Below are 24,065 nucleotides of genomic sequence, written 5' to 3'. Positions count from 1 at the left end.
GATGTTGGAGAGAGAGAAACGCAATAAGCTGGACGCTGCGGTGTTCGAACAGCCGCCTGCCGCGTATCGGAGCGCGCCGTTCTGGTCATGGAACGATAAACTGGAGCCGGAAGAGCTGCGCAGGCAAATTCGCGAAATGAAGCGGGCGGGCCTCGGCGGCTTCTTCATGCACGCCCGGCAGGGACTGAGCACGCCGTATATGGGCGAGGAATTTCTGCGCGCGGTGGAGGTTTCCGTCGAGGAAGCACAGGCGCAGGGGATGGAAGCGTGGTGCTACGACGAGAACGGCTGGCCGAGCGGTACGGCGGACGGCGTCGTGCCCGCGTTGGGGCCTGAGTATCAGCAGAAATGGCTGGAAGGCGTTCCGGTGGCGAAGGAAGGCCTAGATGAGGCGTTGCGGGAGCTGGGCGGGGATCCGGATTTTTTGTTTGGGCTTGTGCGTAGGGGGGCGAGGTGGGAGGTTTGGCGGGAGTCTGGGGTTGAAACCGAAACCGAAAATCCGAATGGGGACAGGGGGCAAGCACAGCGGCAAGCTCAAGCGGAAAACCAACGAAATGCCCGACACCTAGCAGAAGCTCCAGACCGGGGTCAAGGGGAGTCATGTACTGACCCTAATTCCCACGCGCAAGCAGCACAAGTTTGGGCCAAAGGCTACCCCGAAGCGGCGCCCGGCGTTGGGACGGTGTTCGCATTGGGCGACTCAGCAGGTGATGACGCTGCGCATGTGGACGAAGCACTGGCCGTCTACTGCCGGGTAAATCCTTATTATGTTGATATTTTATCGGCGGACGTCATGCAGGCGTTCCTGAACGCTTGTCACGAAGTGTATCGGGCGCGTTTGGGCGACCGTTTTGGACCGGACGGCATCCCGGGGATCTTCACGGACGAATTCAAGTTCTCCGGCCTTCCGTGGTCGGCGGATCTGGCAAAAGCTTATGCCGATGCGTATGGAGAGCCGATCGTGCAGGCTGTCGGCTGGCTGCTCGCCGAAGCCGTTCCGGCTGACGCGGATGCCGTCCTTGCGATGCACCAAGCGCGCTACCGTTACTGGCGCCTGGTCAGCGAACGCTTCCGCCGCTCGATGCGGAAGGTGGCTGACTGGTGCGATGAGCACGGCTGGCAGCTCACAGGCCATGTGATGGGCGAGGATAGCCTCCTCGACCAGATGCGGTACACAGCCGGCGTCATGCCGCTCTACGAGCGGATGCATATGCCCGGCATCGATCTGCTGGGCAGCAGCGCGCGCTCCGTCCTGCTGCCGAAGCAAGCTTCGTCGGTCGCGCGTCAGCTCGGCAAGCCGTTCGTGCTGACGGAGACGTTCGGCTGCTGCGGCTGGAACCTCAGCTTCCGCGAGATGAAGCGGATCGCGGAGTGGCAGTTCGTGCTCGGCGTCAATCGGATGAGCCAGCACTTGCAGGCGTACGCCATCCGTGGCGTACGGAAGCGGGACTACCCGCCTTCGCTGTACATTCAGCAGCCGTGGTGGGACGTCTACCGCACGTTTAACGATTACTTCGCGCGGCTGACGTATGTGCTCACACTGGGGCACGCGGTGCCGGGCGTTCTCGTGCTGCATCCGATGCGCACGGCATGGCTGCAGTACGGGCCGGGAGGCACGCAAGCGGTGGCGCGCCTGCAAGACAGCCTCGACGCCGTGGCGGAAGAGCTGCTGGCCTTGCAGCGCGACTTCGACTACGGCGACGAGGCGCTGCTCGCGCAGCACGGCGCCGTTACCGGCGGCGCGCTGCGGGTTGGCGAGATGACCTACGGCACGGTCATCCTCCCTGACGGCGCGCTGACGCTGGACGCGCCGACGCTGGAGCTGCTGCGGCAGTTCGCCGCAGCCGGCGGGCAGGTGCTGCTGCTGGGCGCAGCACCGCCGTATGTGGAAGGCGCGCCGAGCCCCGAGGCGGCCGCCTGGTTTGGCAGCGCAGCCGTCACGCGGGTGGCGGCTGCGGCGGATTTGCGCGCGCACGTCAGAGCGCGCGGCGACTGGCAGCCTGCGGGCGCCGAAGGCGCGCAGGCGGGGGATGCGGCGCAGGCGGAAGCCCTGCGCCGGCTGTATGTGCAGGAGCGCCGGGTGCCCGGCGCGACGCTGCTGTATGCGGTGCACACCGGCGAAGCCGGCACCGTGCGCCTGCGCATCCCGGCCGAGGATCGCCGCCTATGGCGGGAGCTCGACCTGGCGCAGGGGCACATCGGCGAAAGCGATGTGCGGCAAGCGTCCCCGCTGCTCGTGTTCGAGCCCGGCGATGCCAAATGCTTTGCGATTTGGGATGCGGGGGCAGATACGGAGGGCACCTCCGCTGCCGGCAAAGGTGCGCCTACATCAGCCGCTAGCGATCCGTCGGCCCAACGCGCAGCGCTTGTCTCCGTGCCTACTGGCGTCTCCACCGAGCCGCCGCCACAGTGCGCAGCGCCTATATCTGCCACTAGCGCACCATCAGCCCAGTGTTTAGCGCGTGTCCCCGTGCCTACTGGCGTCTCCACCGAGCCGTCGGAGCCGTTGTTGCATCCCATGGCGTCCATCCCTGCCTCCGCTGACCGACTCTCGCAGCCCGCCCCCCAAACAATCCCGCTCGACACCGAGCCGGATTGGCGTTACGAGCTATCGGCACCGAACGTGCTTACCTTGGACTACGCCGCCTATCGGATCGATTACGGTGAATGGACCGCGCCGACGTATGTCCTGAACATCCAAGAGCGCTGCATCGTGCTAGGCCGGCCAGTCCATGTGGAATTAGCCTACAGCTTCGAAACCGATGAAGCGCTGATAGCTCACACCGACCGCAGTACCTGGAAGCTGGCAGTGGAATTGCCGGCGGATTGGCAGCTTGCTGTGAACGGCAGCGTCCTCTCTGGCGATGCCGCCGATGGCTGGTTCGGCGGGGACAGGAGCTTCCCGACGTATCCCATCGGCGAAGCCGTGCAGACTGGCCGAAACGAAGTGCGGCTGTCGGGCATCTTTTTCGCCAACGAGGACGTGTACCGCTTCTTCGGCATCGCTGGGGCCAACTTGGCGCCGATCCGCAATAAATTGCTGTTCGATGTGGAAATCGAAAGCCTCTACATCCTTGGCCCGTTTGCCGTGCAGCCTGCCGCACTCGCTTGGGAGTCTGCGGAGCGCCATGCGCTCTGGACGGAGGGACCGTTCACGCTGACTCCGCTGCCGAAGCAGCTGCCGATGTGTGACATGACGCCGCATGGCTTCCCATTTTACAGCGGTACAGTCGCTCTGGAGCGGATCGTTCCGCTCGCCCCGGAGATGCTGGCCCGTTTGCAAGAAGGTACCGGCAGGCTGGTCCTTCAATGGGACCGCATGCTCACCCCGGCACTCCGCATCACCGTGAACAGGGGAGAAGCTCACACCGTGCTGTGGGGAGCGCCGGAGCTTGACCTCACGACAGCGGTTTGCGGATCGGAGACGCCTTCGGAATTATCGCTTTATATCGAACTGATAACAAGCGGTCGCAATACGTTTGGCCCTCATCATCATGTGAAGGGTGAAGTGACCTTCGTCGGACCGACCAGCTTCACCGACAAAGTCGGCTGGGTTGACGCCGGCGCCGACCACATTTGGACAGATCGCTATTGCGTGATCTCCTGCGGTTTGCTGGGACTGCGCCTAGCCATCTATTAATTTTCGGTCTCCTATGCGGGCCGCGAAGCTGGCGATCTTTATATCCATTCTGTTCCATAAATGTGGTATAGTGATAGCACGAAGACGGCAGCGTCGCCGCCCATCCGCTGGCGCGATCCAACGCGCCCTGAGGGTGAATATGAGAACGGGGTGAGAAAGGGTGGGGCTGAATCTTTGGGAAATCTACCCGCCAGAGCAGGAGAAGCTTCCTTATCAGGAGGAGCTTCAAAACATCGAGATCAACCTTCTGCTAGAAGGGATCTATCAGATTTGCGGTTTTGATTTTCGCCATTATGTTCGCTCCTCCTTGCAGAGGCGCATTCTCCACCGTTTGAAGCTGGAGAAACTGCCGAGCATTACGGCACTTTTGGAGAAAGTGCTTCACGAACCCGGCTTTATGGATGTTTTATTAAATGACATGTCGATTCGCGTGACGGAGATGTTCAGGGATCCTTGCTTTTTTGCAGCATTCCGGTATCAAGTTGTTCCGCATCTGAAGGCGCTTCCCGAAATTCGCATTTGGCATGCTGGCTGTGCGACGGGCGAAGAAGTTTACGCGATGGCGATCCTGATGAAGGAAGAGGGATTGCTGGAGCGGACGCGGATCTATGCCACCGATATGAACCGCAAAGCCATCGAAATTGCACAGCAAGGTGCCTATCCGCTCAAGCAAATGCAGGCGTATACTCGCAATTATTTGGAAGCGGGCGGCAAGCAAGCCTTTTCCGACTATTACACAGCGGACAGCCGGAACGCTTACTTTGGGGAGGGGCTCCGGGACAAGCTCATGTTCGCGCAGCACAATCTCGTGACGGACGGCTCTTTTAACGAGTTTCATGTCATCATTTGCCGCAACGTCCTGATCTATTTCGATCTTCATTTGCAAAAGCAAGTGCACCGCCTGTTCCACAGTAGCTTGACCCCGCAAGGCTTCCTTGGACTGGGGACAAAAGAAGTGATCCACGCCGCCTCGGCGGGCGTGAACTATCGAGAATTTGCGCCGCAGGAGCGGATTTACCGGAAGGTTTAGAACCTCTGTGACGCTGTGGCGCTGCTTTGCTCATCGGCTAACTGCTGCAGCATGACAAAATGTAGAAAATACATCAAATCCCCATGAAATCGGGGAAAACAACGAAATCCTGCAAAAACTACATCAAATTTGCACCGAATTCGACCAAATCGCTGGATTTGGCGGGTAATGGGCATTTTTTCATGTAGAAAATGCAGGCTTTCTTCGTATTTCTCCCCTAAAAGCTAGAATTACATGTAGGAAATGCAGGTTCTGGACTCTGGCCTCAGATCACGGCTCCGCGGTACACAGCTCCAGGGCCGCCAGGCTCCCCGCGTCCCGCGCCACAAAAATAAAAAAGAGGGATTTCTCCCTCTTTCTCCAAACGCTACATTATCGCCTGCTGCTTGTGTTCGTTAAGGTTGGGAGCATCTTTGATTCTTTGACCATCGCGGAATGGCAAATCGGACATACGGGACTTTCGTCGAATGAAAAATTATCTCTCATCCAGCAGGCGCACGTCTCTGTGCTGCAGGACCAGATGCTGGTTTCTTCTTCGGGTACCGGTTCCAATGATTTCTTTGAAAAGTACAATCGAACTCCTCCTTGTCATGACTAGACTTCAACCCAAGCAGTGGAGCAATATGTGGTGAAGGGACTACAGCTTGACTACATTTTCAGCTTGCGGTCCTCGGTTGCCTTGAACTACGTCGAATTGAACGCGTTGGCCCTCATCCAGCGACTTGAAGCCTTCGCCTGTAATCGCGCTGAAGTGAACAAAAACGTCATTGCCGTTCTCCACTTCGATAAAACCAAATCCTTTTTCTGCGTTAAACCATTTTACTGTACCTGTTTGCATGTTATCCAAAAACCTCCAAGCATAATTTACGCTGCGCCTGCCGAACGCCAGTCCGAAGACCGACAGCTTGTAAGCAAATTACGCAGCTTTGATAATATATCCAAAAACGCGGAAGCTTATTCCAATTTTTTTTTTGCGAAGAGGTTGGCGGCGGGGTGTCTCTTTCTATAGTGGGGCTTAATCGACGTTATGTCAAAAAAATTTATAGGTTCGTATAACTCTGATAATTCGGTTCGGGGGCTCTACCGGGAATTCACCAAGCAGGGTTATCGTGACGGTAGACGCGCGTGCGGGCGCGATGAGGCAGGTCGTGCTCATGCCGACGGTTCCGCCAACTGGCGAAGTGCCCATCTGCTCCAGCGCATATAGCCGCCTGCCAAGCCAACCAAAACAACCACCCACGACACTGACTCCGAAGGAGACAAGTGTCAGGGGTGGTTTTGATTTCTGCTGTTGCCCGCACTAGTTAGGCATACAGCAAAATCACCAACAGCTCAAACAACACCAGCGTCAAAATCTGAAACTGCGCCGGCGTGTAAATCGGTCTGCCATGGCCGTCATGCTGGCCGTGGTGATGACCATGCGAGCTGACTTGGAGGTACACGTGGTGGCCGTCCGCGTTGATCAGTACGCCTTCGTGCGTGTGCCCATCGATTGTGGTAACACGGATCGTGCGGCCCATATGCGGGTGGAGCGCATGCATAAGCTCTTCCCGTTTATGCTTGATCACCGATTGCCATTGCGGATCAGCCTGATACAGGACCTGAGGACCTTGGTGCCCGTGATGATGCGTAGGGTTATTGTACATGGGGGTTGTCGCTCCTTTGAGCGCGTCTGCGTCGCAACAGCTGCAGCGGGCAGCGGGCGGGCTTGCGCCTAGATATACTACTAGACTATTCAGCCGCGCCCAAAAAGGTGAATTCCCCAGTAGCAATCCCGCCCCCACAAATGCATTTAATCGCGCTTAATCGTCACGACATGCGTTGCATCGTCGAAGGAGATGTTGGCCTCCAACGCTTCTTCCACAATGAAACGAATCGGCACGTACGTGGAGCTGTTCGTTAAGGTAGCTGCGCTCTCAAGCTGCACTTCATGACCGTTCACCAGCGCTGTTGTGTTATCCAACGTAAGTACGATGGTTTTATCTGTTAATGGATCCGTGATCGTCACCTGACGCGTATCGCCATTCCAAGCGACGTCAGCGCCAAGCTGCTCGGAGACGAAACGTACAGGCACCATCGTATTCCAATTCGCATTAATGTAAGCCTGCGGCATATCCGCGGAAGCACCGCTGCCGTCTGTGGCCAGATGAATTTCCTTTTTCGTCACATTCAAATCGTTCTTCAGCAGCGCATACAGTACGGACTGCTTATCCAGATTGCCGAGCACCTTGTAAATGCTGGAAGAGCCAGTTCCGACTGTCAGTGCACCTTCCGCAGAGACCGGTACCGCGGTAATCGGCTTGTCGATGTTCCAAATTTCGCTGGACATTGTGATTTTTGCTGCCGAAGCGCCGATTTTGGAATCCGGCAGCGGCAGGTTGACGGCCAGACTTTGCTTGCGGATTTGCTTGTTCGCATCGAAGTAGATGTCGGCTTGGAGGCTTGCCGCAGGATTCAAGAGATCCCTCGACAGAGACGGCTCACCGGAGGCGTCTGCCGCAGTCAGGGAACCCGCCAGTTGCTCAAGCAGATCGTGAATCGGCGAGAATACGAGGCCGACGACCAACTGTTTATTTTTCAGCAAATTCAGGGTAAAATCGGCCGAACCGGCGTTAATCTGCTCATCAATGACCGGTTGAAGCGCATCGTACAGTTGGCTGATGACTTCTTTCAAGCCGTCTTCGTCAGCCAGCAGGTTTTGCAGCAAGCCTTGTAGTAAGGCAGAAGTTTCAGTGCCATTTAGCGCGATGTGCGCTTTTTGCAGGGCGAGCGATTCGCCATTCACGGTTTCCGCAGCCGGTGTCACGGTTACATTCGCAGGATTCGGCGAATTCGCGAGCAGCCAATCGACGATTGCGGGCTTAATTTCAGCCACAGCCCCGCCAAGCGGCGCTTGCAGTGCAGCCGGAATCAGCTGTAAGAAGGAGAGGTCGGAACCGCCCAGGACGTCGAGGACGACGGGCTTTTTCGCCCCTTCAATGGAAAGCGTCACTTTCAGACCGTCTGTGGACAGTTTAAAAGGCACGCTGCCTTTGCTGTACGTGAGCTTGCCTTCGGCAGAGAGATGCTGCGGATCCTGTTTAAGGACCGCCAGATCAATAGTGACGTTTTGCAAGGCGGTTAGCGCCGCTTTTTCCTCAGCCGTCAGCTTCGAGGTGTCGCCTGGGACAAGCTCCAACTTCAGGGAGGATTTGGATTGAGAGGATTTGACAGATGCGCTGGTATGTATCGCTTGTGCGAGATCGAGCCCTTGTACCGTTTGACAGCCGGTTAGCGCAAACATGAGGACGATCAGAACGGCGGACACCAGCCACGTCCATTTCTTAGTAAGCATGGAATGATCTACTCCTTTTATTTTTAATAGAATCGGGATAAGGCGTCGAATGATTATACGCGGGAAAAAGGAGAAGGATGCGCTGGCGGGAGGAAAATCTCTACGAAACCTTTTCCTGCCAAATGAGTATTAATTAGGGGGAGGTATTGCGGATGATCACATTTTTTCTGGTATGCTTCATTGCCGGCTTGCTCCTTACGGTCCTCATCACACTGTTCGGTGTGGATAGCTTGGATTTCGGAACAGATATGCATGCGGCGCATGGACATGGCGGGCATTGGGGTTTCAACCTGCCCACGCTGCTCGCGGGGATTACCGTGTTCGGCGGTGTTGGGTATTTGCTGGCGGCTTTCGGGCCGTGGAGTCTGATTCTTGTTATTGTGGTCGCGGCTGCAGCCGGGGTCGGCGTCGGATGGCTCTTCTTTCTGCTGTACGTCAAGGTGCTGTATAAACACGACGATACGATGCTGGAGAGCGAGTTCGATGTGAGCGGCCAACTGGGCGAGTTGACGGTACCGATTGCAGGCAGCGGGATGGGCGAGATGGTCTTCGTCCTTCACGGCACAAAGCGTTCGATCAGCGTTCGGTCGGAGCACGGCGAGTCGATCGCCAAAGGCGCCAAAGTCATGGTAATTCATATGAAGGACGGCGTCGCAACAGTGGCGCTGTGGCAGGAGTGATGGAGCTTTCCGAAAGACCGCCCACGCGCTTTTCGAATGTCTCCTGAGCCGGCCGCAGCCTGCTTCAAATTTTTTAATTAGGAGGGCAATTGCATCATGATACCTATACTTATTGTTGTCGCGGCGATTGTTGTTGTTGTTTTTATTTTACTGGCGAGCATTGTGAAGGCGTATAAAAAGGTACCCCCGAACGAAGCGATGATCGTGTACGGTCTCGGCGGCAAAAGGGTCGTGCAAGGCGGCGGCACTTTCGTCATTCCGGGCTTTCAAAGCTATAAAACGATCTCCATGATGCTCATGAGCTTCGATGTGAAGCCGGATCAGCCGATGTTCTCGCAGCAGGGGATCAGGCTAAAAATTGAAGCGGTCGCGCAGATCAAAATCCAAAGCGACCCCGTCGCCATTTCGACTGCGTCCGAGCAGTTCCTCGATCACTCCATGGTGGAGCGGGAAGCGATTATTTTGCACTCGGTCGAAGGTCACTTGCGTGGTCTCGTCGGCCAGCTGACGGTGGAATCGATCCTTAAGAATCCGGATGAGCTGAACAGCAAGATGCGGGAAACGTGCTCCGCAGACCTGGACAAAATGGGGCTGAGCCTCATCTCCTTCGTGCTCAAACGCGTCGCGGACGATCAGGGCTACATCGCCAACTTGGGCGTGCCGGAGGTGGAGCGCATCCGTAAGAGCGCCTCGATCGCCAAGGCCGAAGTCGAGCGTGACATTCAAATCCGCGCAGCGGATACGGAAAAAGAGGCGGCCATCCGCCGGGCGGAGGCGCATCAGCTCAAGATTGAGGCGGAGACCGCAGCCTCCGCGAAGGAAGCGCAGTACCGGAAGGAGCTCAGCCTGAAGGAAGCGGAATTTAAGCAGGAGACGACGAGCCGACAGGCGGAGGCGGACCTTGCGTATGAATTGAAGCAAAAGCAAATTCAGCAATCGCTCGTGACGGAGGAAGTCCGGATCCGTCAGATGGAAGCGGAGGCGAACAAGACGGTTCGCCAGATCGAAGTCGAGCTCAAGCAGAAGGAGCTTGAGGCGTCGGTCATTAAGCCTGCGGAAGCGGAGAAGCAGGCAGCGATTTTGCGCGCTGAGGTGAACAAGCAGCGGCAAATTCTTGAAGCGGAGGCCGAGGCGGAGTCCACGCGCAAACGCGGCGAAGCGACGGCGGAAGCCGAGTTCGCCAAAGGGAAGGCGAACGCTGAGGTCGTGCGCCTGGCGGGTCTTGCGGAAGCCGAGGCGCTGGAGAAAAAAGCCGAGGCCTACAAGCAGTACACGCAGGCCGCCGTCACGGTCGAGATCCTGCGGATTCTGCCGGAGCTGGCCGAGCGCGTTGCCGCTCCACTCAGCAACGTCGACAAGATCACGGTGATCTCGCAGGACGGCGCGACGTCCGGGGTCAACCGCATCACCGGCGACATCGCCAAAATGATCGCGCAGGTGCCCGAGATCACGCAAACGCTGACCGGCCAAAGCGTGACGGAGCTGGCGCGGGCGTTTTTAGGGAAAGATGCAGTCACTCCTGCCGCCAAACCGCAAGGGGAATAACACGAGGAACCATGCCACGGGCCGATGACGGCGGTGGCATGGTTCTTTTTTACAGGCGGAAACTGCCGGATTGCTATACAATAGAAGCAAAGCGTTTTTGCGGCATAACGGGGGGATGGCATGACGAGCAAGCAGGTTTACATGAAGTTTCTGCGAAATTTGATCCGTAACTATTTCTGGGGCTCCGGTCTTGCGGTGCTGATTGTCGGCGGCGTTATGATCTCAACGACGTTATCTATTTCGGGGGCGGAGCTGCTAAGGCTCTTTCTCATTCTGGCAAGTTCGCTTTGTATGATGGTGATCTCGGAAATCCTCGTGTTTCGCCGTCATGTGCAGCCCATTCGGGAACTGATCCGACAAGCTGAGCCGGACCTGGCTGCGATTCAGACGGCTTATGTGCAGACGCACCGTTTTCCAGCGCTGTCCGTACAGCGGATCATGGGACCGCACTTTCTGGGGTTATCGGTTCCTGCTGTTGTGCTCGCGTGCTTAGGGATCGGGCAGGGTTGGCTGACGCTGCCTTACTATTACGTTGGACTAGCCGGCATCGGAGCGGTGCTGGTTGCGGGCATGCATGCACTAATTGAGTTTTTTATGACGGCACGGGCAATCCGGCCGATGCTCATGCATATTCGGGTGCTTGGCCAGCGGCTTCATGGCGAAGACGTTTCCCTTGACGGACGGATCATCGTGTCGATTGGACGGAAGTTTCAGCTAAGCGCTTTTTTGATCGGGACAATGCCGCTCTTTCTGTTTAGCTTAGCGACGCAAATTCGGTTAGCCTCCAGCGATTCATCCGTGGACCTGACGGCGAGTTACTGGCGTTGGGCGGGGCTGATCCTGCTGCTGGGCATCGGCTTCTCCTCCTTGGGAGCGCGCATGCTGGCCCGGGACATTCGACAGCCGATCGAAGATCTGCACAGCAACATGCGCGAGGTGCATGAGGGTGATTTGCAGGTACGGGCCTCCGACTTGTATTCGGACGAGTTCTCGCGGTTGATCGCGGGCTTCAATCATATGGTGAAGGGCCTCGATGCCCGGGAAAAAATGAACAGGCAGCTCCTGCAAAGCTACTATGCTACGTTAGCGGCTGCGCTTGATGCCAGGGACACGTACACGGCGGGTCATTCTACGCGCGTTGCGCAGTACGCCCTGCTGATCGGGCGGGAAACCGGGCTCAGCGAGCCCGAACTCGACCTGTTGAACAAAACGGCACTGCTGCACGATATTGGCAAAATCGGCGTCCGTGATGCCGTCCTGCTCAAAGAGGGACGGCTCACGGACGAGGAGTTCGAGCAGATCAAGCTTCACCCGGTGCTGGGCGAAACGATCCTGAAGCAGATCGAGCCGGCCGAGGCCATGGCTCCGCTGCTGCCCGGCGTGCGCTCGCATCACGAGCGCTACGACGGTGCCGGCTATCCGGACGGCCTGCGCGGCCCGGATATTCCGGTGTTCGGCCGCATCATCGCGGTGGCCGACGCTTTTGACGCGATGACGTCCGACCGGCCGTATCGGAAGGGCATGCCGTTCGAGAAGGCATGGGCCATTCTCGAGGAGGGAAAGGGGAGCCAGTGGGATCCCCTATATGCCCAAAGCTTCATCGCCGCGCACAAGCGGTTGGCGGCAGCCGAGGCGGAAGCGGCGCTGGGCGGGAAGCAGGCCGCGGCCGGGGACGGCGAGCTATAGCGGTGCCGCAGTCGTAACTTGCTTCCCGCAGGAAGTAGTTGAGCGCCTGGAGATTTGCAAGGGAAGGAATCACAATCGCTGAACTGGAATTTCTCCTGTTTATTTAGCCGTATCGCGTGATATCAAGGAGCTGAACTGGAAAACCTCACGTTAAGTTCGCGGTTTTTAACTGTTAAGGGGGAATTATGCGTAAACGAGATGGAGGAATGCTCTTCTGTCAGAACTCCAGTTCAGCTGTCTACTTTCGCCGGCTTGCGCCAAATTAACGGGAGAAATTCCAGTTCATTTGGAAGATGTGCCTCTGAATAGGGGATCCGCCTTAACAGTATTAGCTTTGGAGCAATCACAGTCAGCTTTGATCATGTAGTATTTAAAATTGTAGGTTCCCTTGTGACGCTGCCAGGCGCTCTTTGCGTGATGGGCCGTTTCCTCCAACTCCCCCAAGAAATAGGTTATCTACAATAACCTATTTCCCCCGATTTCCTGCAGATTCCCAAGATAAGATAACGGTGTTATCTTATTCGCCATTTTTCATTGTGTTGCGCGTGCATTCGCAGCAAATAAGTTCGTTCACCTAACTTATCACCCTAAGAATCCCTCTAACCCCCCAAATAGGATATCGCCGTTATCTACTTTCTCGAAACATCTATTATCGTCTAACCAGTTTGGCTTCTCTGGCCTCACCAGCATCCTCGGCCCACACCAGTCTCCCTAGCCTCACCCCGTATTCCCCTTCCAATGATAAAATCCGTCAACAAATCGGATAAAATCCGATATGTACAAATCCTCAACCGACTCCTTATAATGAGATTGATAATTATTATCAATTAAAAAGGCCCGGCATTCGCATTTACATAAAGATGACTTGCTCATCGGCTGTGTGTGCCACGCTAAATAAGGAGAGGAAGAAACACAATGAGAGCCTTACAAGTCATGATTGTCTTCATGCTGACCCTCGCGCTGAGCGCGTGCGGTACTTCGTCGACGACAACCAACGGGAGCGCGAGCAGTCCGGCGGCTTCGACCGCAGTGGCGACGCCTGCAACGACCGGAACAGATACAGGGGAGAAAACCATCAAACACGCGATGGGCACAGTGACGCTTAAAAAGAAACCGGAGCGCGTTGTGGTGCTTTTTAACGGCATGACGGATATTACCACACACCTCGGCGTGAAGCCGGTGGGTTCAGTCGAGTCCTGGGAAGAGAAGCCGTGGTACAACTACCTGCGCGCCAAGATGGACGGCGTGAAGGATCTCGGGGAGGAAACGCAGCCGAACGTGGAAGCGATTATCGCACTTAAGCCGGATCTGATTATCGGCACGAAAGCTCGCCACGAGAAGCTGTACCCGCAGTTGAGCAGCATCGCGCCAACGATTATGACGGATGAAATTTTCGATTGGAAGTCGAACCTCAAGTATGCGGCTGATGCGCTTTATATGAAGGAAGCGGGCGACAAGATCCTTGCCGATTGGGACAAAAAGGTAGCCGAATTCAAGCAAAAGATCGGCGATAAGGCCGGCAAAACCGAAATCTCGATCGTCCGCTTCGAGCGTGACGGCAGTGCACGGTTCTATGCGACAGGCTTTGCCGGGACCATTTTCAAGGAGCTGGGCTTCGCGCGTCCGAAGGCGCAAATTCTGGAGCCGGGCAAAGCGGTGCTGAACCTGGCGACGAAGGAGATGATGTCACAGCTGGACGGCGACTATATTTTCGATATTACGAGACTCGACGCATCCGACAATTCTGTCGAGAAATCTCAGAACGACTGGACATCGCATGCGCTGTGGAAAAATCTAAAGGGCGTCAAGAACGGCAAGTATTTCAAAGTGGATACGATCACGTGGAATCTGGCTGGAGGCTCAATGGCGGCACAGGCGATGCTGGCGGATCTCTACAAATACTTCGACATCAAATAAGAGAAGTCGTAAAGGAATGAGCGATGCTCCCATCGTTCATTCCTTTATGAGCATAGGGAGAATTGATAATGAATGCTACAAGATCGAACCTTTGGCGAACCGGCTGGCTGCTTACGTTTGTGCTGGTTTTGCTGGGGTGCTTCGTCTCCAGTATTTTATTCGGTGCGACGCAGCAATACCATTGGTCGACGGCCTGGGCGTCGATGTTTCACTATGATGAAAGCATCAACGATCAGATTATTGTGCGCACGACCCGGGTGCCGAGAGCTTGCATTGCGGCTGCCGTCGGGGCGAGTCTGGCAATTGCCGGTGCGCTGATGCAGACGCTGACGCGCAATCCGCTCGCATCGCCAAGCGTCCTCGGGGTCAATGCCGGGGCGACGTTTTTTGTCGTCTTAGCGGCTGTGATGCTCTCCGTATCGTCGATGCAGGCCCTGACGTGGATCGCTTTTCTTGGCGCGGCCGTGGGGGCCGTCACGGTGTACGCGTTGGGCTCTCTCGGCAGAGACGGACTGACACCGCTCAAAATTGTACTTGCCGGCTCCGCCATGTCGGCGCTGTTCGCTTCGTTTACTCAAGCGGTGCTGGTGTTGAGGCAGCAGGGAATCGGCACGGTTCTCTTCTGGCTGACCGGTACGGTGGCGGGGCGTTCGCCGTCTTTTCTCATAACGGTAATCCCGTACTTGATCGTCGTCTGGATCGGCTCCTGGCTCCTCTCCAAGGAGATGAATTTACTCCAGATGGGCGAGGAAACAGCGAAGGGGCTCGGGCAAAAAACAATCCTCATTAAAGCGACGGCGGGCATTTTCATCGTCGTACTGGCTGGCTGCTCGGTTTCCGTTGCGGGTCCGATCGGCTTTATCGGCATTGTGATTCCGCATATTTCGCGGTTTTTCGGCGGGATGGATCACCGCTGGGTCATTCCGTATTGCGGCGTGCTCGGCGCTATCCTGCTGATTCTGGCCGATATCGGCGCGCGGTTCATCGCTATGCCCGAGGAAATGCCTGTCGGCGTCATGACGGCGGTCATTGGGGTTCCATTCTTCATCTATATTGCGCGGAAGGGGCTGGCGAAATCATGAAGCCGTATAAAACGGTTCGGCTCCGAGGCGGCGCCATCTCCCTGCTGATCCATCGCAAATCGGTTCGGATCACGCTCGGGCTGCTGCTCGCTTGCCTGGTTGTCGCGATCGTCAGCACGGGTCTCGGGGAGATGGTCATTTCGCCGATCAACGTCGTGCGAAGCCTGTTCGGTGCTGGGGCAGAGGAACATACGATGGTCATTCAAAAAATCCGCCTTCCCCGCATTATCGTCTCGCTGCTCGTGGGTGCTTCTCTGGCGGCAGCCGGGGCTATTCTGCAAGGGATTATCCGAAATCCACTGGCGTCCCCCGACATTATGGGCGTCACGGGCGGGGCTTCTGTCGGGGCGGTCACGTTTCTGACGTATTTTCTCGGCGTCTTCAGCATTCGCTGGCTGCCGGTGGCGGCGATGCTGGGCGCGTCAATCGTGTCGATCGTTCTGTATGCACTTGCTTGGAAAAAAGGGGTTACACCCGTTCGTCTGGTGCTCGTCGGGATTGGCCTCGCCGGCCTCATGTCGGCGGCAACGACGATGATGATCGTTTTCTCGCCGACCAATGACGCGAGGCAGGCCTACCTGTGGCTGACAGGCTCTGTGTACGCAGCGAACTGGGAGAACGTGCTGACGGTGCTGCCTTGGACCGTCATTCTGATCCCGGTTGCGTTCCTGCTGGCGCGGCACGTCAACATCGGGCAGCTCGGCGACGACATTGCGGCGAGCGCCGGCAGCGCCGTCGAGTGGAACCGGCTGATCCTGCTGTTCATCAGCGTGGCGCTGGCCGGGTCGGCTGTATCCGTCGCCGGCGGCATCGGCTTCATCGGCCTAATCGCACCGCATATGGCACGGAAGCTGGTCGGTTCCAGCTTCGAGAACGTGCTGCCCGTCGCCGTCCTGCTCGGCGGAACGGTCGTCATGCTGGCCGATCTGGTCGGCCGCACGCTGTTCCTTCCGTTGGATATACCGGTAGGGGTATTTACCTCAATGGTCGGCGCGCCGTTTTTTATTTATTTACTGTATACCAAACGGAATTCGTAAGAGGAAGGAGTGAGCGCTGTGCAAAGCTTGGAAGTGAAAGAGCTGAATTTGACATATGGGGAGAAAAGCATTATCGAAGGGCTGAACCTGTCCATTCCCAAGGGCAAAATTACGGTGTTCATCGGCGCCAACGGCTGCGGCAAATCCACGCTGCTGCGGTCCATGGCCCGCTTGCTGAAGCCCGCCCAGGGGGACATTATTCTGGACGGCAAGCAGATTGCGGGCATTCCGACCAAAGAGATCGCGAAGCGCCTCTCGATTCTGCCGCAGGGACCGATTGCGCCGGAAGGATTGACGGTGTTCCAACTGGTTAAGCAGGGACGGTATCCGTACCAGAACTGGCTGAAACAGTGGTCGGAGGACGACGAACGCCACGTGCAGGAAGCGCTGCGCGTGACCAAAACGGCGGAGCTCGCCGAAAGCGCCGTCGACGCCCTGTCGGGCGGCCAACGGCAGCGCGCCTGGATTGCGATGACGCTGGCGCAGGGGACGCAGACGATTTTGCTGGATGAGCCGACGACGTATTTGGATATGGCGCACCAAGTGGACATTCTGGATCTGCTGTTTGAACTGAATGAACGGGAACAACGCACGATTGTCATGGTGCTGCATGATTTGAACTTGGCTTGCCGATATGCGCATCACCTCGTAGCGGTCAAGGACAAAAACGTGTACGCCCAAGGCAAACCCGAAGATGTGATCAATGCGGAGCTGGTTCGGCATGTTTTCGGTATGGAATGTGAGATTTTATCTGACCCGTTCTTCGGTACGCCGCTGTGCATCCCAAAAGGAAAGGGACGGCGATCGGACCGAGCGGGTACTTCTATCAAGAATACCAGAGAGGAGCAACAACATGAGTTTATCCGTACCTAGATCGAATGAGGCCGGCGCCATTGCGCAGGCGATTGTAGCGCGCAGAACCGTGCGTACGTTCAAGAGCGACCCGGTCGCCGACGAACTGCTGCTGGAGCTGCTTAATGTGGCGGTCTGGGCGCCGAATCACGAGAATAGGCAGCCTTGGCGCTTTCTTTTATATAAAGGGGAGGGGCGGGCAGTACTGGCGGATGCGATGATCCAGACCTACGACGCCGAAGACCGGGAGAGATATGGCAAGCGCAAAAGAGAATATTTTCTTGAGGTGCCTGCCCATTTGGTCGTCGTGCTCCAGGAGGATGCGCACCAAAAGCAATGGGACGAAGATTATGCAGCGGCCTGCGCGCTGATTCAAAATTTCCAGTTGGCAGCGTGGGAGCGGGGACTGGGCGTCGTCTGGAAAACGAATCATTACAACTATGATCCGAAGTTTCGCGAGTCTATCGGCATTCAGCCTGGGGAGAAAATCGTGGCGGTCCTGCACATGGGCTACCCGTCCGTCATCCCGCCTGTGCAAAAACGGAAGCGTGCCGAGGAATTACTGACCATTATTGATAAATAGTGGAGGTACCACCTTTTCAAGAGGGGCGAAAGTCGTTATACTTCAAATTAGTGATAATGATTCTCACTCCGAACTTGCAAAGGGGGGCTGTGCATGCATCCGGTTTCAAGACCCGGGTATCCGTTCATCTATCTTTCTTCCATCCATAAACGCTGCTATCGTAAGCGAAATGTGTGGCAGCGGGCGAAGACAATTCCAGGGGATCTGCTTGTCGTTATGGAACAGGGTCAAGGCCGTCTCTACGCAGAGCGACAAACGATTCGGATGCAGCCGGGGCAGTGTGTATGGCTGAGTGCGGGGATGCAGGTCGATTTTCTGCAGGAGTCGGACAGTCTGGCGGTCTATGTGCTAGCGGTGCGGGAGCTAAGCGTGGCGAGGCGCAAGGGCGGCTGGAGCTGTGAGCAGCAGGTACTGGAACCATCCGATGCGCTAAAAGCCGTAATGAGGCCGGCGATGCTTGAGGGCGTGCAGCGTCTCTATAAGGAGAATCGCCATCGTGCGACGAGCGATGCCGACATGCAGCAGCGCTTCCAGCTTCTGCTTCATGAACTGCGCGAGCCGGAGCCGGATGCGGAGCAAGCTGTGCAGGGCATGCAAGAGGCGGAGAACGGCATCGAACGGACGATCCGCTACATGCACGAACACTACAGCGAAAAAATCAAGCTGGACACCTTGGCGGATCTCGCGGGTCTGACGCCAACCTCATATTCGCGGAGTTTCAAGAGGGCGAAGCAGGTGTCGCCGATCGAATATTTGAACCAGATTCGCATCGATTCCGCTAAACGGCTGCTTCAGCTTCCGGAGAGCTCGGTCAAATCCGCAGCCGGGGCCGTCGGCATGGGCAGCGAGTTTTATTTTAGCCGGATGTTCAAAAAGGCCGTTGGCCTGTCGCCGACGCTCTTCGTGAAACGAAGGCAGCTTCGGGTTGCTTCTGCGTCTTGTTTTCGGTACAAGGATTGTTTGTATTCCTTGGGCTTGGAAGACGCCTTTGAGCTGGACTCGTACTTGAGCATCGAGACGGAAGAAGATCGGCGGTTCATGGAGTGCCAGCTGGAGCAAATGCGCGAATACCGTCCGGACGTCATTGTGGCTGACTCCCGCCATTTGTCGCTCTACGAGCGGCTGCGACAGATTGCGCCGACGGTCATGCTGCGGTTTACGATGGACTGGCGGAGCACCTATATGCGGTTGGCCGAGCTGGTCGGTCGAGAATCTGAGGCGAGGTTGACCTGCCGTCAGCTGGAGCTTCGGGTGGAGGCGGCGCGGAAGCGGCTTGCGCAAACGATCGGCAGCCAAACGATTTCCCTGGTGCGGCTGCAGCACGGGCGGATTCGGGTGCAAGGGCGCATCGACCACCCGCTGAGTAATTTGCTGTATACGGAGCTGGGCTTGCAGCCGGGCAGCTTCGTGCCGCCGAACCAGCGGCTTAAGGATATGAGCCTGGAGAGTCTGGCGCCTTTTGACACCGATTATTTGCTCGTGTATCAGGATTCGGAGGAGGACAAGGACTTGCTGCCGAAAGCAGTCTGGCAGGGCAGTGCGGGAGAGGCGACTAGGGTGGGCCGTGTTGGCAAGGCTGATGGAAGTGACAGGACCGGCGCAGAAGCGTACAACCTGAACCAGACGCTGCTGATCCCGAACTGGGTGAGCATGAGCTGGGCGCCGACCGGGCAGCATCAGATTATTGACGAGCTGGAGCGGTGGGGGGAGCGGTAGCCCGACTGGAACAAACGCAGCCCGCCCAACACAAAAGAGCGTCCGCTCACAGCCCCCAGAAGGAGGCTGCAGCGGACGCTCTTTTTATTCCCCGGCGGCCATCGGGCGCTCCGGCAGGTAGCGGGCGACCTTGTCGACCCACTCCTGCACGTAGTGATCGGTCGCCCACTGGGCCATAACGAGCTGCTCGCCCGGCTGCAGGTCGATCGTGAGCTGCGGGGCGTTGCCCGGCGCCTGCCCGTAGGGGTAAAACTTGAGCTTGCCGCCTTCGAAGACGACAAGCATATCGTTCATCGGCGACGTCAAGGCATCCGTCGCGTCCGGCCAAGCTGCGTGGATGTCCGTCCACGTGCAGCAGAGATCGTCGTGATTCACGACTTTATCCGGAAGTTCCTTCGGGAAGTCGTGAATCACGTAGCGGTCGGGCGAGACGGCGCTGACGGGCAGCGTCTCGGCGACTTTGCCGACCCAGCGGCCGGGCTCGCGCTGGATCGCCCAGCTCTGCCCGGTGATCTCGCCGGGCACGGCTTGCATGGCGCGAGGAATACGCGCCAGCTCGCCGCCAAGACCGGCCCCGTAGAGATCGACGAGGGCCACGTGGTTTTTGTCCGCGGCCGCCGGCTTCTTGGCGAACGGCAGGACGCGGCCTTGGTTTTCCTTAAGCTGCGGCAGCGTGCGCACCCAGAGGCGATCGCCCTGGCGGGCAGACGTGCCGTCCCACGCGTTCTGGGACTCGGCGATGGACAAGTACTGGTTGCCGGCGAACAGCAGCGTTTCCACGTGGTTGAACGCGTCGGTTCCCGTTGCAGCGCCAGCTCCTGCGGCGTTATCCGCCGTCGGCCGCTCCGGCCCAGCCGGCTGATCCGCTAATCGCGCGGATAAATAGCGGATTTCGCCCATTTTGGTCGGTTGCGTGAGCGAATCGATTTTCCAGAAATTTTGCTTATACGGCATCAAAATACCGGAGCCTTCGGACGTCTTGCGCAGCTGCCCGCGAATCGGGGCAATCAGCATCGTGCGATACGTGCTGTAGCGCAGACCTTTCGGGCGTCCGTCCGTGCCGCCGGCTACTGCCGGCTCATGCTCCGTGCGGAGCCCGATGAGCAGCGCCGTGGAGATCGGCACCGGCGCGGGAAGCGAGCTGTACGACGCTTCAGCCGGCACCGGGCTGTTCAGCAGCGCAGCCGCATCGCTGCGAGTATGGAGGCTGCTCCATGGAAAAAGCACAGCAGCCAGAAGAAAAGTGCCAAACCCGGTTGCGATCAACAGGGGTTTTACCTTGATTTTTATACGCTCAGACCGCCGGATTCTGTCTTCGATCTTGTGCTGCAGCCGGGGTGTAAAGCCCTCCCGCCGCAGCGGTTCAGATTCCAGCTCTTGCTGGAAATCATCCTGCTCAGGAGGGTTCGTGCTCAAGCGTTTCACGCTCCTTCAAGCTAAGCGCTTTTAGCCTGGCGTGGTGGAGCCTCGATTTCACAGTGCCTTCGGAGATGCCGAGGACCGCTGCCATTTCCTTGGTGGTAAGGTGGTAATGCGCATGCAGAATGAGAATCTCGCGGTATTTGGGCGACAGCGTCAGCACCTTTTTCCAAATGTCACTGGCATAGAGCTGCTCCACGGCTTCATTTTCCGCCGATTGCGAAGTGCCGCCGGATTGAATGAATCCGACCAGCGTGACCTTGCGCCAGAACGCTTTGCGCAGGTAGTCGTAGGCGGTATTGCGCGTGATCGTCAGCAGCCACGTTTTGACAGCGGCATCGCCTCGAAAAGTCGTCAGATTGCGGTATACTTTCAGAAAAGTGTCCTGGGTAATATCGTCAGCGGTATCCCGGTTGCGGCAAATGCTGAAGGCATAATTCCAGACATCGTTCCCGTACGTTTCCATCAGATTGCGCAGGATCGTCTTTTGATCCGTCGTCTCGGATATGTATTTCAAATAGTCAAAAACATGAACACCCGTGGTTTCCAAATTTCTCACCTCTTTTAAATAGACGCAGGAGGGGCTAGAAAGGTTTACATTTTTCAAAATAAAAAAAATCCCTTTATACCATTCGCACCCCACCTTCAGTTTAAGCCCTATTCCCAGAAAACGGAAGTAAATTCTGTGCGGCGCTGGCTTGGATTATGGAGGATTTTGTCGATCCCCAGGCGAATACTATAAGCAAGAGAAACGGTAGGCGAGAGGAAGAGCAGCATGAATTTCGTTGAACATATTGCGGATCATATCCGGTCCGGTCATATCAGCAACTATCCGCAGCCGATCGCCCTGAATCAGGGCTTGGTTCACACGGTAAAGCTGGAGGATCACAAGACGAATCTGATCTGGCTTCCGTGGGAGTTCACCGGCCTGGCTTACGTGGAGAAAGGTTATCTCGTGGACGTGCATCCCTACTATCGCGGAGCGGTCATCGAGGAGATTGAGCTGTCGCGCGGGTCGGATCTGCACAAGCCGCAGACGGAAGAGGCGTTTACTAAGGCTCTGTACGTGAAAGCGTACGAGCTGCATCAGCTGCTTCAGGACGAGAAGTATGCGTATCTGCAAGGGAGTGGACCGGATTATTTGTCGAAAATGATATATTTTGTCGATTGGATGCGCTATTACAACTCGCAGCGAACCGTCGGCGCAGGCCGCAAACTCGGCAGTTAGCAGCGGAACCTTACTTTCTACCTAGGTGGAGGGTGAGGTTCTTTTTGTTTTCTCATGGCGCTGGTCCCAGGAAGCTTAGGGCCTCGCAGGGCGCAAGAGTTGGGCTTAAAGCCCGTTCTCAAAGGGATGCGGAAAGATTATCCTATAGGATGGTACCTACCGAAAATTAGACAGAAGCGGAGCAAATACGACAATGAAACGATGGCATACATGGGTTTCGACATTGGTTATCGCCGGGATGCTGACGGCAGGGGGGAGCTCAGCGGCTGCGGCCGGATTCACGGATACACGCGGACATTGGGCAGAGCCAACGATCTCTGTGATGGGGCAGCAGGGACTGCTGGACGGCTTTCCGGACGGGACGTTCCGGCCCGATGAGACGGTGACGGCGGATCAATTTGTAAAAATCGCGCTGCTCGCCTACACCGATCTGTACCCGAACGGGGAGCGGAAATGGAAGAGCTCCTTTCTGGGAGCGCTGAGCGCGAGCAATCAGAGCATTTTGCAGCAGGATTACCGGGACTTTACGTTCAAGCCGAGCACGGTCGGGTATTGGGCGAAGCCGTATCTGGACCTGGCGACGGATCTGCATTTTATCTCCAAGGGGCAATTTGCGGATTACAAGGCGGCGCTGAAGCGGGAGGATGTCGCGGAGATTTTGTACTATTTAATGAAGGAAACGGAGTATCTGGAAGATGAGACGTACAGCCTGCGGGCGGCTGCGCGGTTTGGGGATTTGCAGAGCGCCACGGCCAGACAGCAAAAATTCATCGGCGAAGCCCTGACCAAAGGCATCATGGAAGGGTATCCGAACGGATACTTCGGCGTTGGCCGGTATGTGACGCGCGCGGAGGCGCTGGAAATCATTGCCCGGCTGCAGGACAAGTCAAAGCGGCTGAACGTCGACAGTGTGGGCGAGGGCTACGTGAAGGTCGTGCCCACGAAGGATGGCAGCTATAAGAAGCTGATTTTTCCGGATGAGCGGATGCTGCAGGCGTATGAGGTCATGGAGGCGGCAGGCAAGCTGCGGGGTACGAACTATGATCTGGAGGAGACGACGCTGCGTCTGTTCGAGAATGCGGAGGCGAAAAATAAGGCGTTAAGCGGCGCGACCGCGGAAGCGCGAAACAGCAGCGAAGTCTCGCTGTGGCTGGACCCGCAGTTCGCCACCTACGGCGTGACCGTCCGCTTGCAGGACGGAGCACTCGCGCGCAATACGGAAAGCATCCGTAAATTTACGGATTTCCTGTTCGGGTATGACGCCGATATTTTTTATCGGCAGTTTACCGCGGCCTGCGCGGAAGCTTCGGCCAAAGGCAATCTGGAGACGACGACGAAGCAGATCGGCAGCTTCTCGGTCGAGACGCGGCTGGAAGCGGACGGGAAGACGATCGTGTTTTCGATTATTCATACGTAGTAGTGTAAAGTGGGAGGCGCCGTTCGTGTTGTTTTTGTACATACAAGATTGTTGTAGGTGCAGAAATCCCGGGAACATCTAGTCAACATGTACGTACAAGTGTATAATGAGTGTACGTACATTTGACGGAAGGTGTTGAGCGCTTGTGTTGGAAGCATTGAAGCAGGCGGTTTTGGAAGCGAACTTGGATTTGCCCAAGCATCGGCTGGTGACGTTTACTTGGGGCAATGTCAGCGGGATCGACCGCGAGCAGGGGCTTGTGGTGATCAAGCCGAGCGGTGTGCCGTATGAGGCGCTGCGGGCGGAGGATTTGGTCGTGCTGAGCTTGGCGGGCGAGGTGGTGGAAGGGCGGCTGAAGCCGTCATCGGATACGCCGACGCATCTGGCGCTGTACCGCGCGTTCCCGTCGCTGGGCGGCATCGTACACACGCATTCGCCGTGGGCGACGAGCTGGGCGCAGGCGGGGCGGGCGATTCCGGCGCTCGGGACGACGCACGCGGATTATTTCTACGGCGAGGTACCGTGTACGCGGGCGATGACGGAAGCGGAGATTAAAGGTGCGTACGAGCTGGAGACCGGGAATGTTATTATCGAGACGTTTCAGGATCTCGACCCCGCGATGGTGCCGGGCGTGCTGGTGTACTGCCATGCGCCGTTCTGTTGGGGAACGGACCCGCATAATGCCGTCCACAACGCCGTTGTGGTCGAAGAAGTGGCGAAAATTGCGTACCGCACGTATACGCTTAATCCTGACATTCAGCCGATGGACCAGACGCTGTTGGATCGTCATTTTCTTCGTAAGCACGGGGCGAACGCCTATTACGGGCAAAAATAAAGGGAAGGCAATCGGTTATTTGACCGGTTGTCTTTTTTTCTTTTATGATAGAGGTGCACAATGA

General features: G+C 56.9%; 20 protein-coding genes. 14 read left to right on the top strand and 6 right to left on the bottom strand.

Going from position 1 to position 24,065, the window contains the following annotated elements; genetic code table 11:
- Position 1: 1 nt before the first annotated feature.
- Positions 2 to 3,640 (top strand): glycosyl hydrolase, encoded by a 3,639-nt coding sequence (locus ABE504_RS20120; RefSeq protein ID WP_430091950.1) that lies wholly within the window; start codon positions 2 to 4, stop codon positions 3,638 to 3,640.
- A gap of 166 nt (positions 3,641 to 3,806) precedes the next feature.
- Positions 3,807 to 4,670 (top strand): CheR family methyltransferase, encoded by an 864-nt coding sequence (locus tag ABE504_RS20115; protein WP_430092114.1) that lies wholly within the window; start codon positions 3,807 to 3,809, stop codon positions 4,668 to 4,670.
- 372 nt (positions 4,671 to 5,042) lie between these two features.
- Here the strand turns inward: ABE504_RS20115 and ABE504_RS20110 are convergent, their stop codons facing one another.
- The 4 genes from ABE504_RS20110 to ABE504_RS20095 form a co-directional block, all read right to left on the bottom strand.
- The gene (locus tag ABE504_RS20110; protein WP_126139161.1) at positions 5,043 to 5,243 is read right to left on the bottom strand and encodes a cold-shock protein; all 201 of its coding nucleotides are present in this window, start codon (positions 5,241 to 5,243) and stop codon (positions 5,043 to 5,045) included.
- 64 nt (positions 5,244 to 5,307) lie between these two features.
- Positions 5,308 to 5,508 (bottom strand): cold-shock protein, encoded by a 201-nt coding sequence (locus ABE504_RS20105; RefSeq protein ID WP_126139162.1) that lies wholly within the window; start codon positions 5,506 to 5,508, stop codon positions 5,308 to 5,310.
- Positions 5,509 to 5,974: 466 nt separating this feature from the next.
- Entirely contained in the window at positions 5,975 to 6,316 is a 342-nt protein-coding gene (locus ABE504_RS20100; protein WP_430091948.1) for a hypothetical protein, read from the bottom strand.
- Between the two features lie 146 nt (positions 6,317 to 6,462).
- The gene (locus ABE504_RS20095; RefSeq protein ID WP_430091946.1) at positions 6,463 to 8,004 is read right to left on the bottom strand and encodes a copper amine oxidase N-terminal domain-containing protein; all 1,542 of its coding nucleotides are present in this window, start codon (positions 8,002 to 8,004) and stop codon (positions 6,463 to 6,465) included.
- Positions 8,005 to 8,156: 152 nt separating this feature from the next.
- Here ABE504_RS20095 and ABE504_RS20090 point away from each other — a divergent pair, with 152 nt between their 5' ends.
- From ABE504_RS20090 to ABE504_RS20050, 9 genes are all read left to right on the top strand, one after another.
- On the top strand, positions 8,157 to 8,684 hold the full coding sequence (locus tag ABE504_RS20090) for a hypothetical protein (RefSeq protein WP_430091944.1): 528 nt from the start codon (positions 8,157 to 8,159) through the stop codon (positions 8,682 to 8,684).
- 96 nt (positions 8,685 to 8,780) lie between these two features.
- Positions 8,781 to 10,229, top strand: coding sequence for a flotillin family protein (locus tag ABE504_RS20085; protein ID WP_430091942.1), 1,449 nt, complete (start codon positions 8,781 to 8,783; stop codon positions 10,227 to 10,229).
- Positions 10,230 to 10,349: 120 nt separating this feature from the next.
- Complete coding sequence (locus ABE504_RS20080) at positions 10,350 to 11,915, top strand: HD-GYP domain-containing protein (RefSeq protein WP_430091940.1); 1,566 nt, start codon at positions 10,350 to 10,352, stop codon at positions 11,913 to 11,915.
- A 915-nt stretch (positions 11,916 to 12,830) separates the two neighbouring features.
- On the top strand, positions 12,831 to 13,832 hold the full coding sequence (locus tag ABE504_RS20075; protein WP_430091938.1) for an ABC transporter substrate-binding protein: 1,002 nt from the start codon (positions 12,831 to 12,833) through the stop codon (positions 13,830 to 13,832).
- Between the two features lie 68 nt (positions 13,833 to 13,900).
- Positions 13,901 to 14,914 carry a FecCD family ABC transporter permease gene (locus tag ABE504_RS20070; protein WP_430091936.1) on the top strand — a complete coding sequence of 338 codons (1,014 nt, stop codon included), beginning with the start codon at positions 13,901 to 13,903 and terminating at the stop codon, positions 14,912 to 14,914.
- Positions 14,911 to 15,951 carry a FecCD family ABC transporter permease gene (locus ABE504_RS20065; RefSeq protein ID WP_430091935.1) on the top strand — a complete coding sequence of 347 codons (1,041 nt, stop codon included), beginning with the start codon at positions 14,911 to 14,913 and terminating at the stop codon, positions 15,949 to 15,951. Before ABE504_RS20070 ends, ABE504_RS20065 begins: the two co-directional genes overlap by 4 nt.
- Before the next feature lie 18 nt (positions 15,952 to 15,969).
- Positions 15,970 to 16,824 carry an ABC transporter ATP-binding protein gene (locus tag ABE504_RS20060; RefSeq protein ID WP_430091933.1) on the top strand — a complete coding sequence of 285 codons (855 nt, stop codon included), beginning with the start codon at positions 15,970 to 15,972 and terminating at the stop codon, positions 16,822 to 16,824.
- Positions 16,805 to 17,386, top strand: a complete 582-nt coding sequence (locus ABE504_RS20055) for a nitroreductase family protein (protein ID WP_430091931.1) — start codon at positions 16,805 to 16,807, stop codon at positions 17,384 to 17,386. Before ABE504_RS20060 ends, ABE504_RS20055 begins: the two co-directional genes overlap by 20 nt.
- Before the next feature lie 93 nt (positions 17,387 to 17,479).
- A complete protein-coding gene (locus ABE504_RS20050; protein ID WP_430091929.1) occupies positions 17,480 to 19,102 on the top strand; it encodes a helix-turn-helix domain-containing protein in 1,623 nt (540 codons plus the stop codon).
- A gap of 84 nt (positions 19,103 to 19,186) precedes the next feature.
- Here ABE504_RS20050 and ABE504_RS20045 read toward each other — a convergent pair whose 3' ends face one another.
- Positions 19,187 to 20,518, bottom strand: a complete 1,332-nt coding sequence (locus ABE504_RS20045) for a hypothetical protein (protein ID WP_430091928.1) — start codon at positions 20,516 to 20,518, stop codon at positions 19,187 to 19,189.
- Complete coding sequence (locus ABE504_RS20040) at positions 20,499 to 21,071, bottom strand: RNA polymerase sigma factor (RefSeq protein WP_430091926.1); 573 nt, start codon at positions 21,069 to 21,071, stop codon at positions 20,499 to 20,501. Before ABE504_RS20040 ends, ABE504_RS20045 begins: the two co-directional genes overlap by 20 nt.
- Before the next feature lie 225 nt (positions 21,072 to 21,296).
- On the opposite strand from ABE504_RS20040, the gene ABE504_RS20035 reads away from it, so the two are divergent.
- The 3 genes from ABE504_RS20035 to araD all read left to right on the top strand — a co-directional run bounded on the left by ABE504_RS20035 (position 21,297) and on the right by araD (position 24,001).
- Complete coding sequence (locus tag ABE504_RS20035; RefSeq protein ID WP_430091924.1) at positions 21,297 to 21,749, top strand: hypothetical protein; 453 nt, start codon at positions 21,297 to 21,299, stop codon at positions 21,747 to 21,749.
- 193 nt (positions 21,750 to 21,942) lie between these two features.
- Complete coding sequence (locus ABE504_RS20030) at positions 21,943 to 23,166, top strand: S-layer homology domain-containing protein (protein WP_430091923.1); 1,224 nt, start codon at positions 21,943 to 21,945, stop codon at positions 23,164 to 23,166.
- A 145-nt stretch (positions 23,167 to 23,311) separates the two neighbouring features.
- Entirely contained in the window at positions 23,312 to 24,001 is a 690-nt protein-coding gene (gene araD / locus ABE504_RS20025; protein ID WP_430091921.1) for an L-ribulose-5-phosphate 4-epimerase, read from the top strand.
- Positions 24,002 to 24,065: the final 64 nt, after the last annotated feature.

It is taken from the genome of Paenibacillus oryzisoli (genome assembly GCF_050467285.1).
GTDB lineage: Bacteria > Bacillota > Bacilli > Paenibacillales > NBRC-103111 > Paenibacillus_E > Paenibacillus_E oryzisoli_A.
Note: the sequence above shows the minus strand (reverse complement) of the source record. Positions and strands in the feature narration are given on the sequence as shown.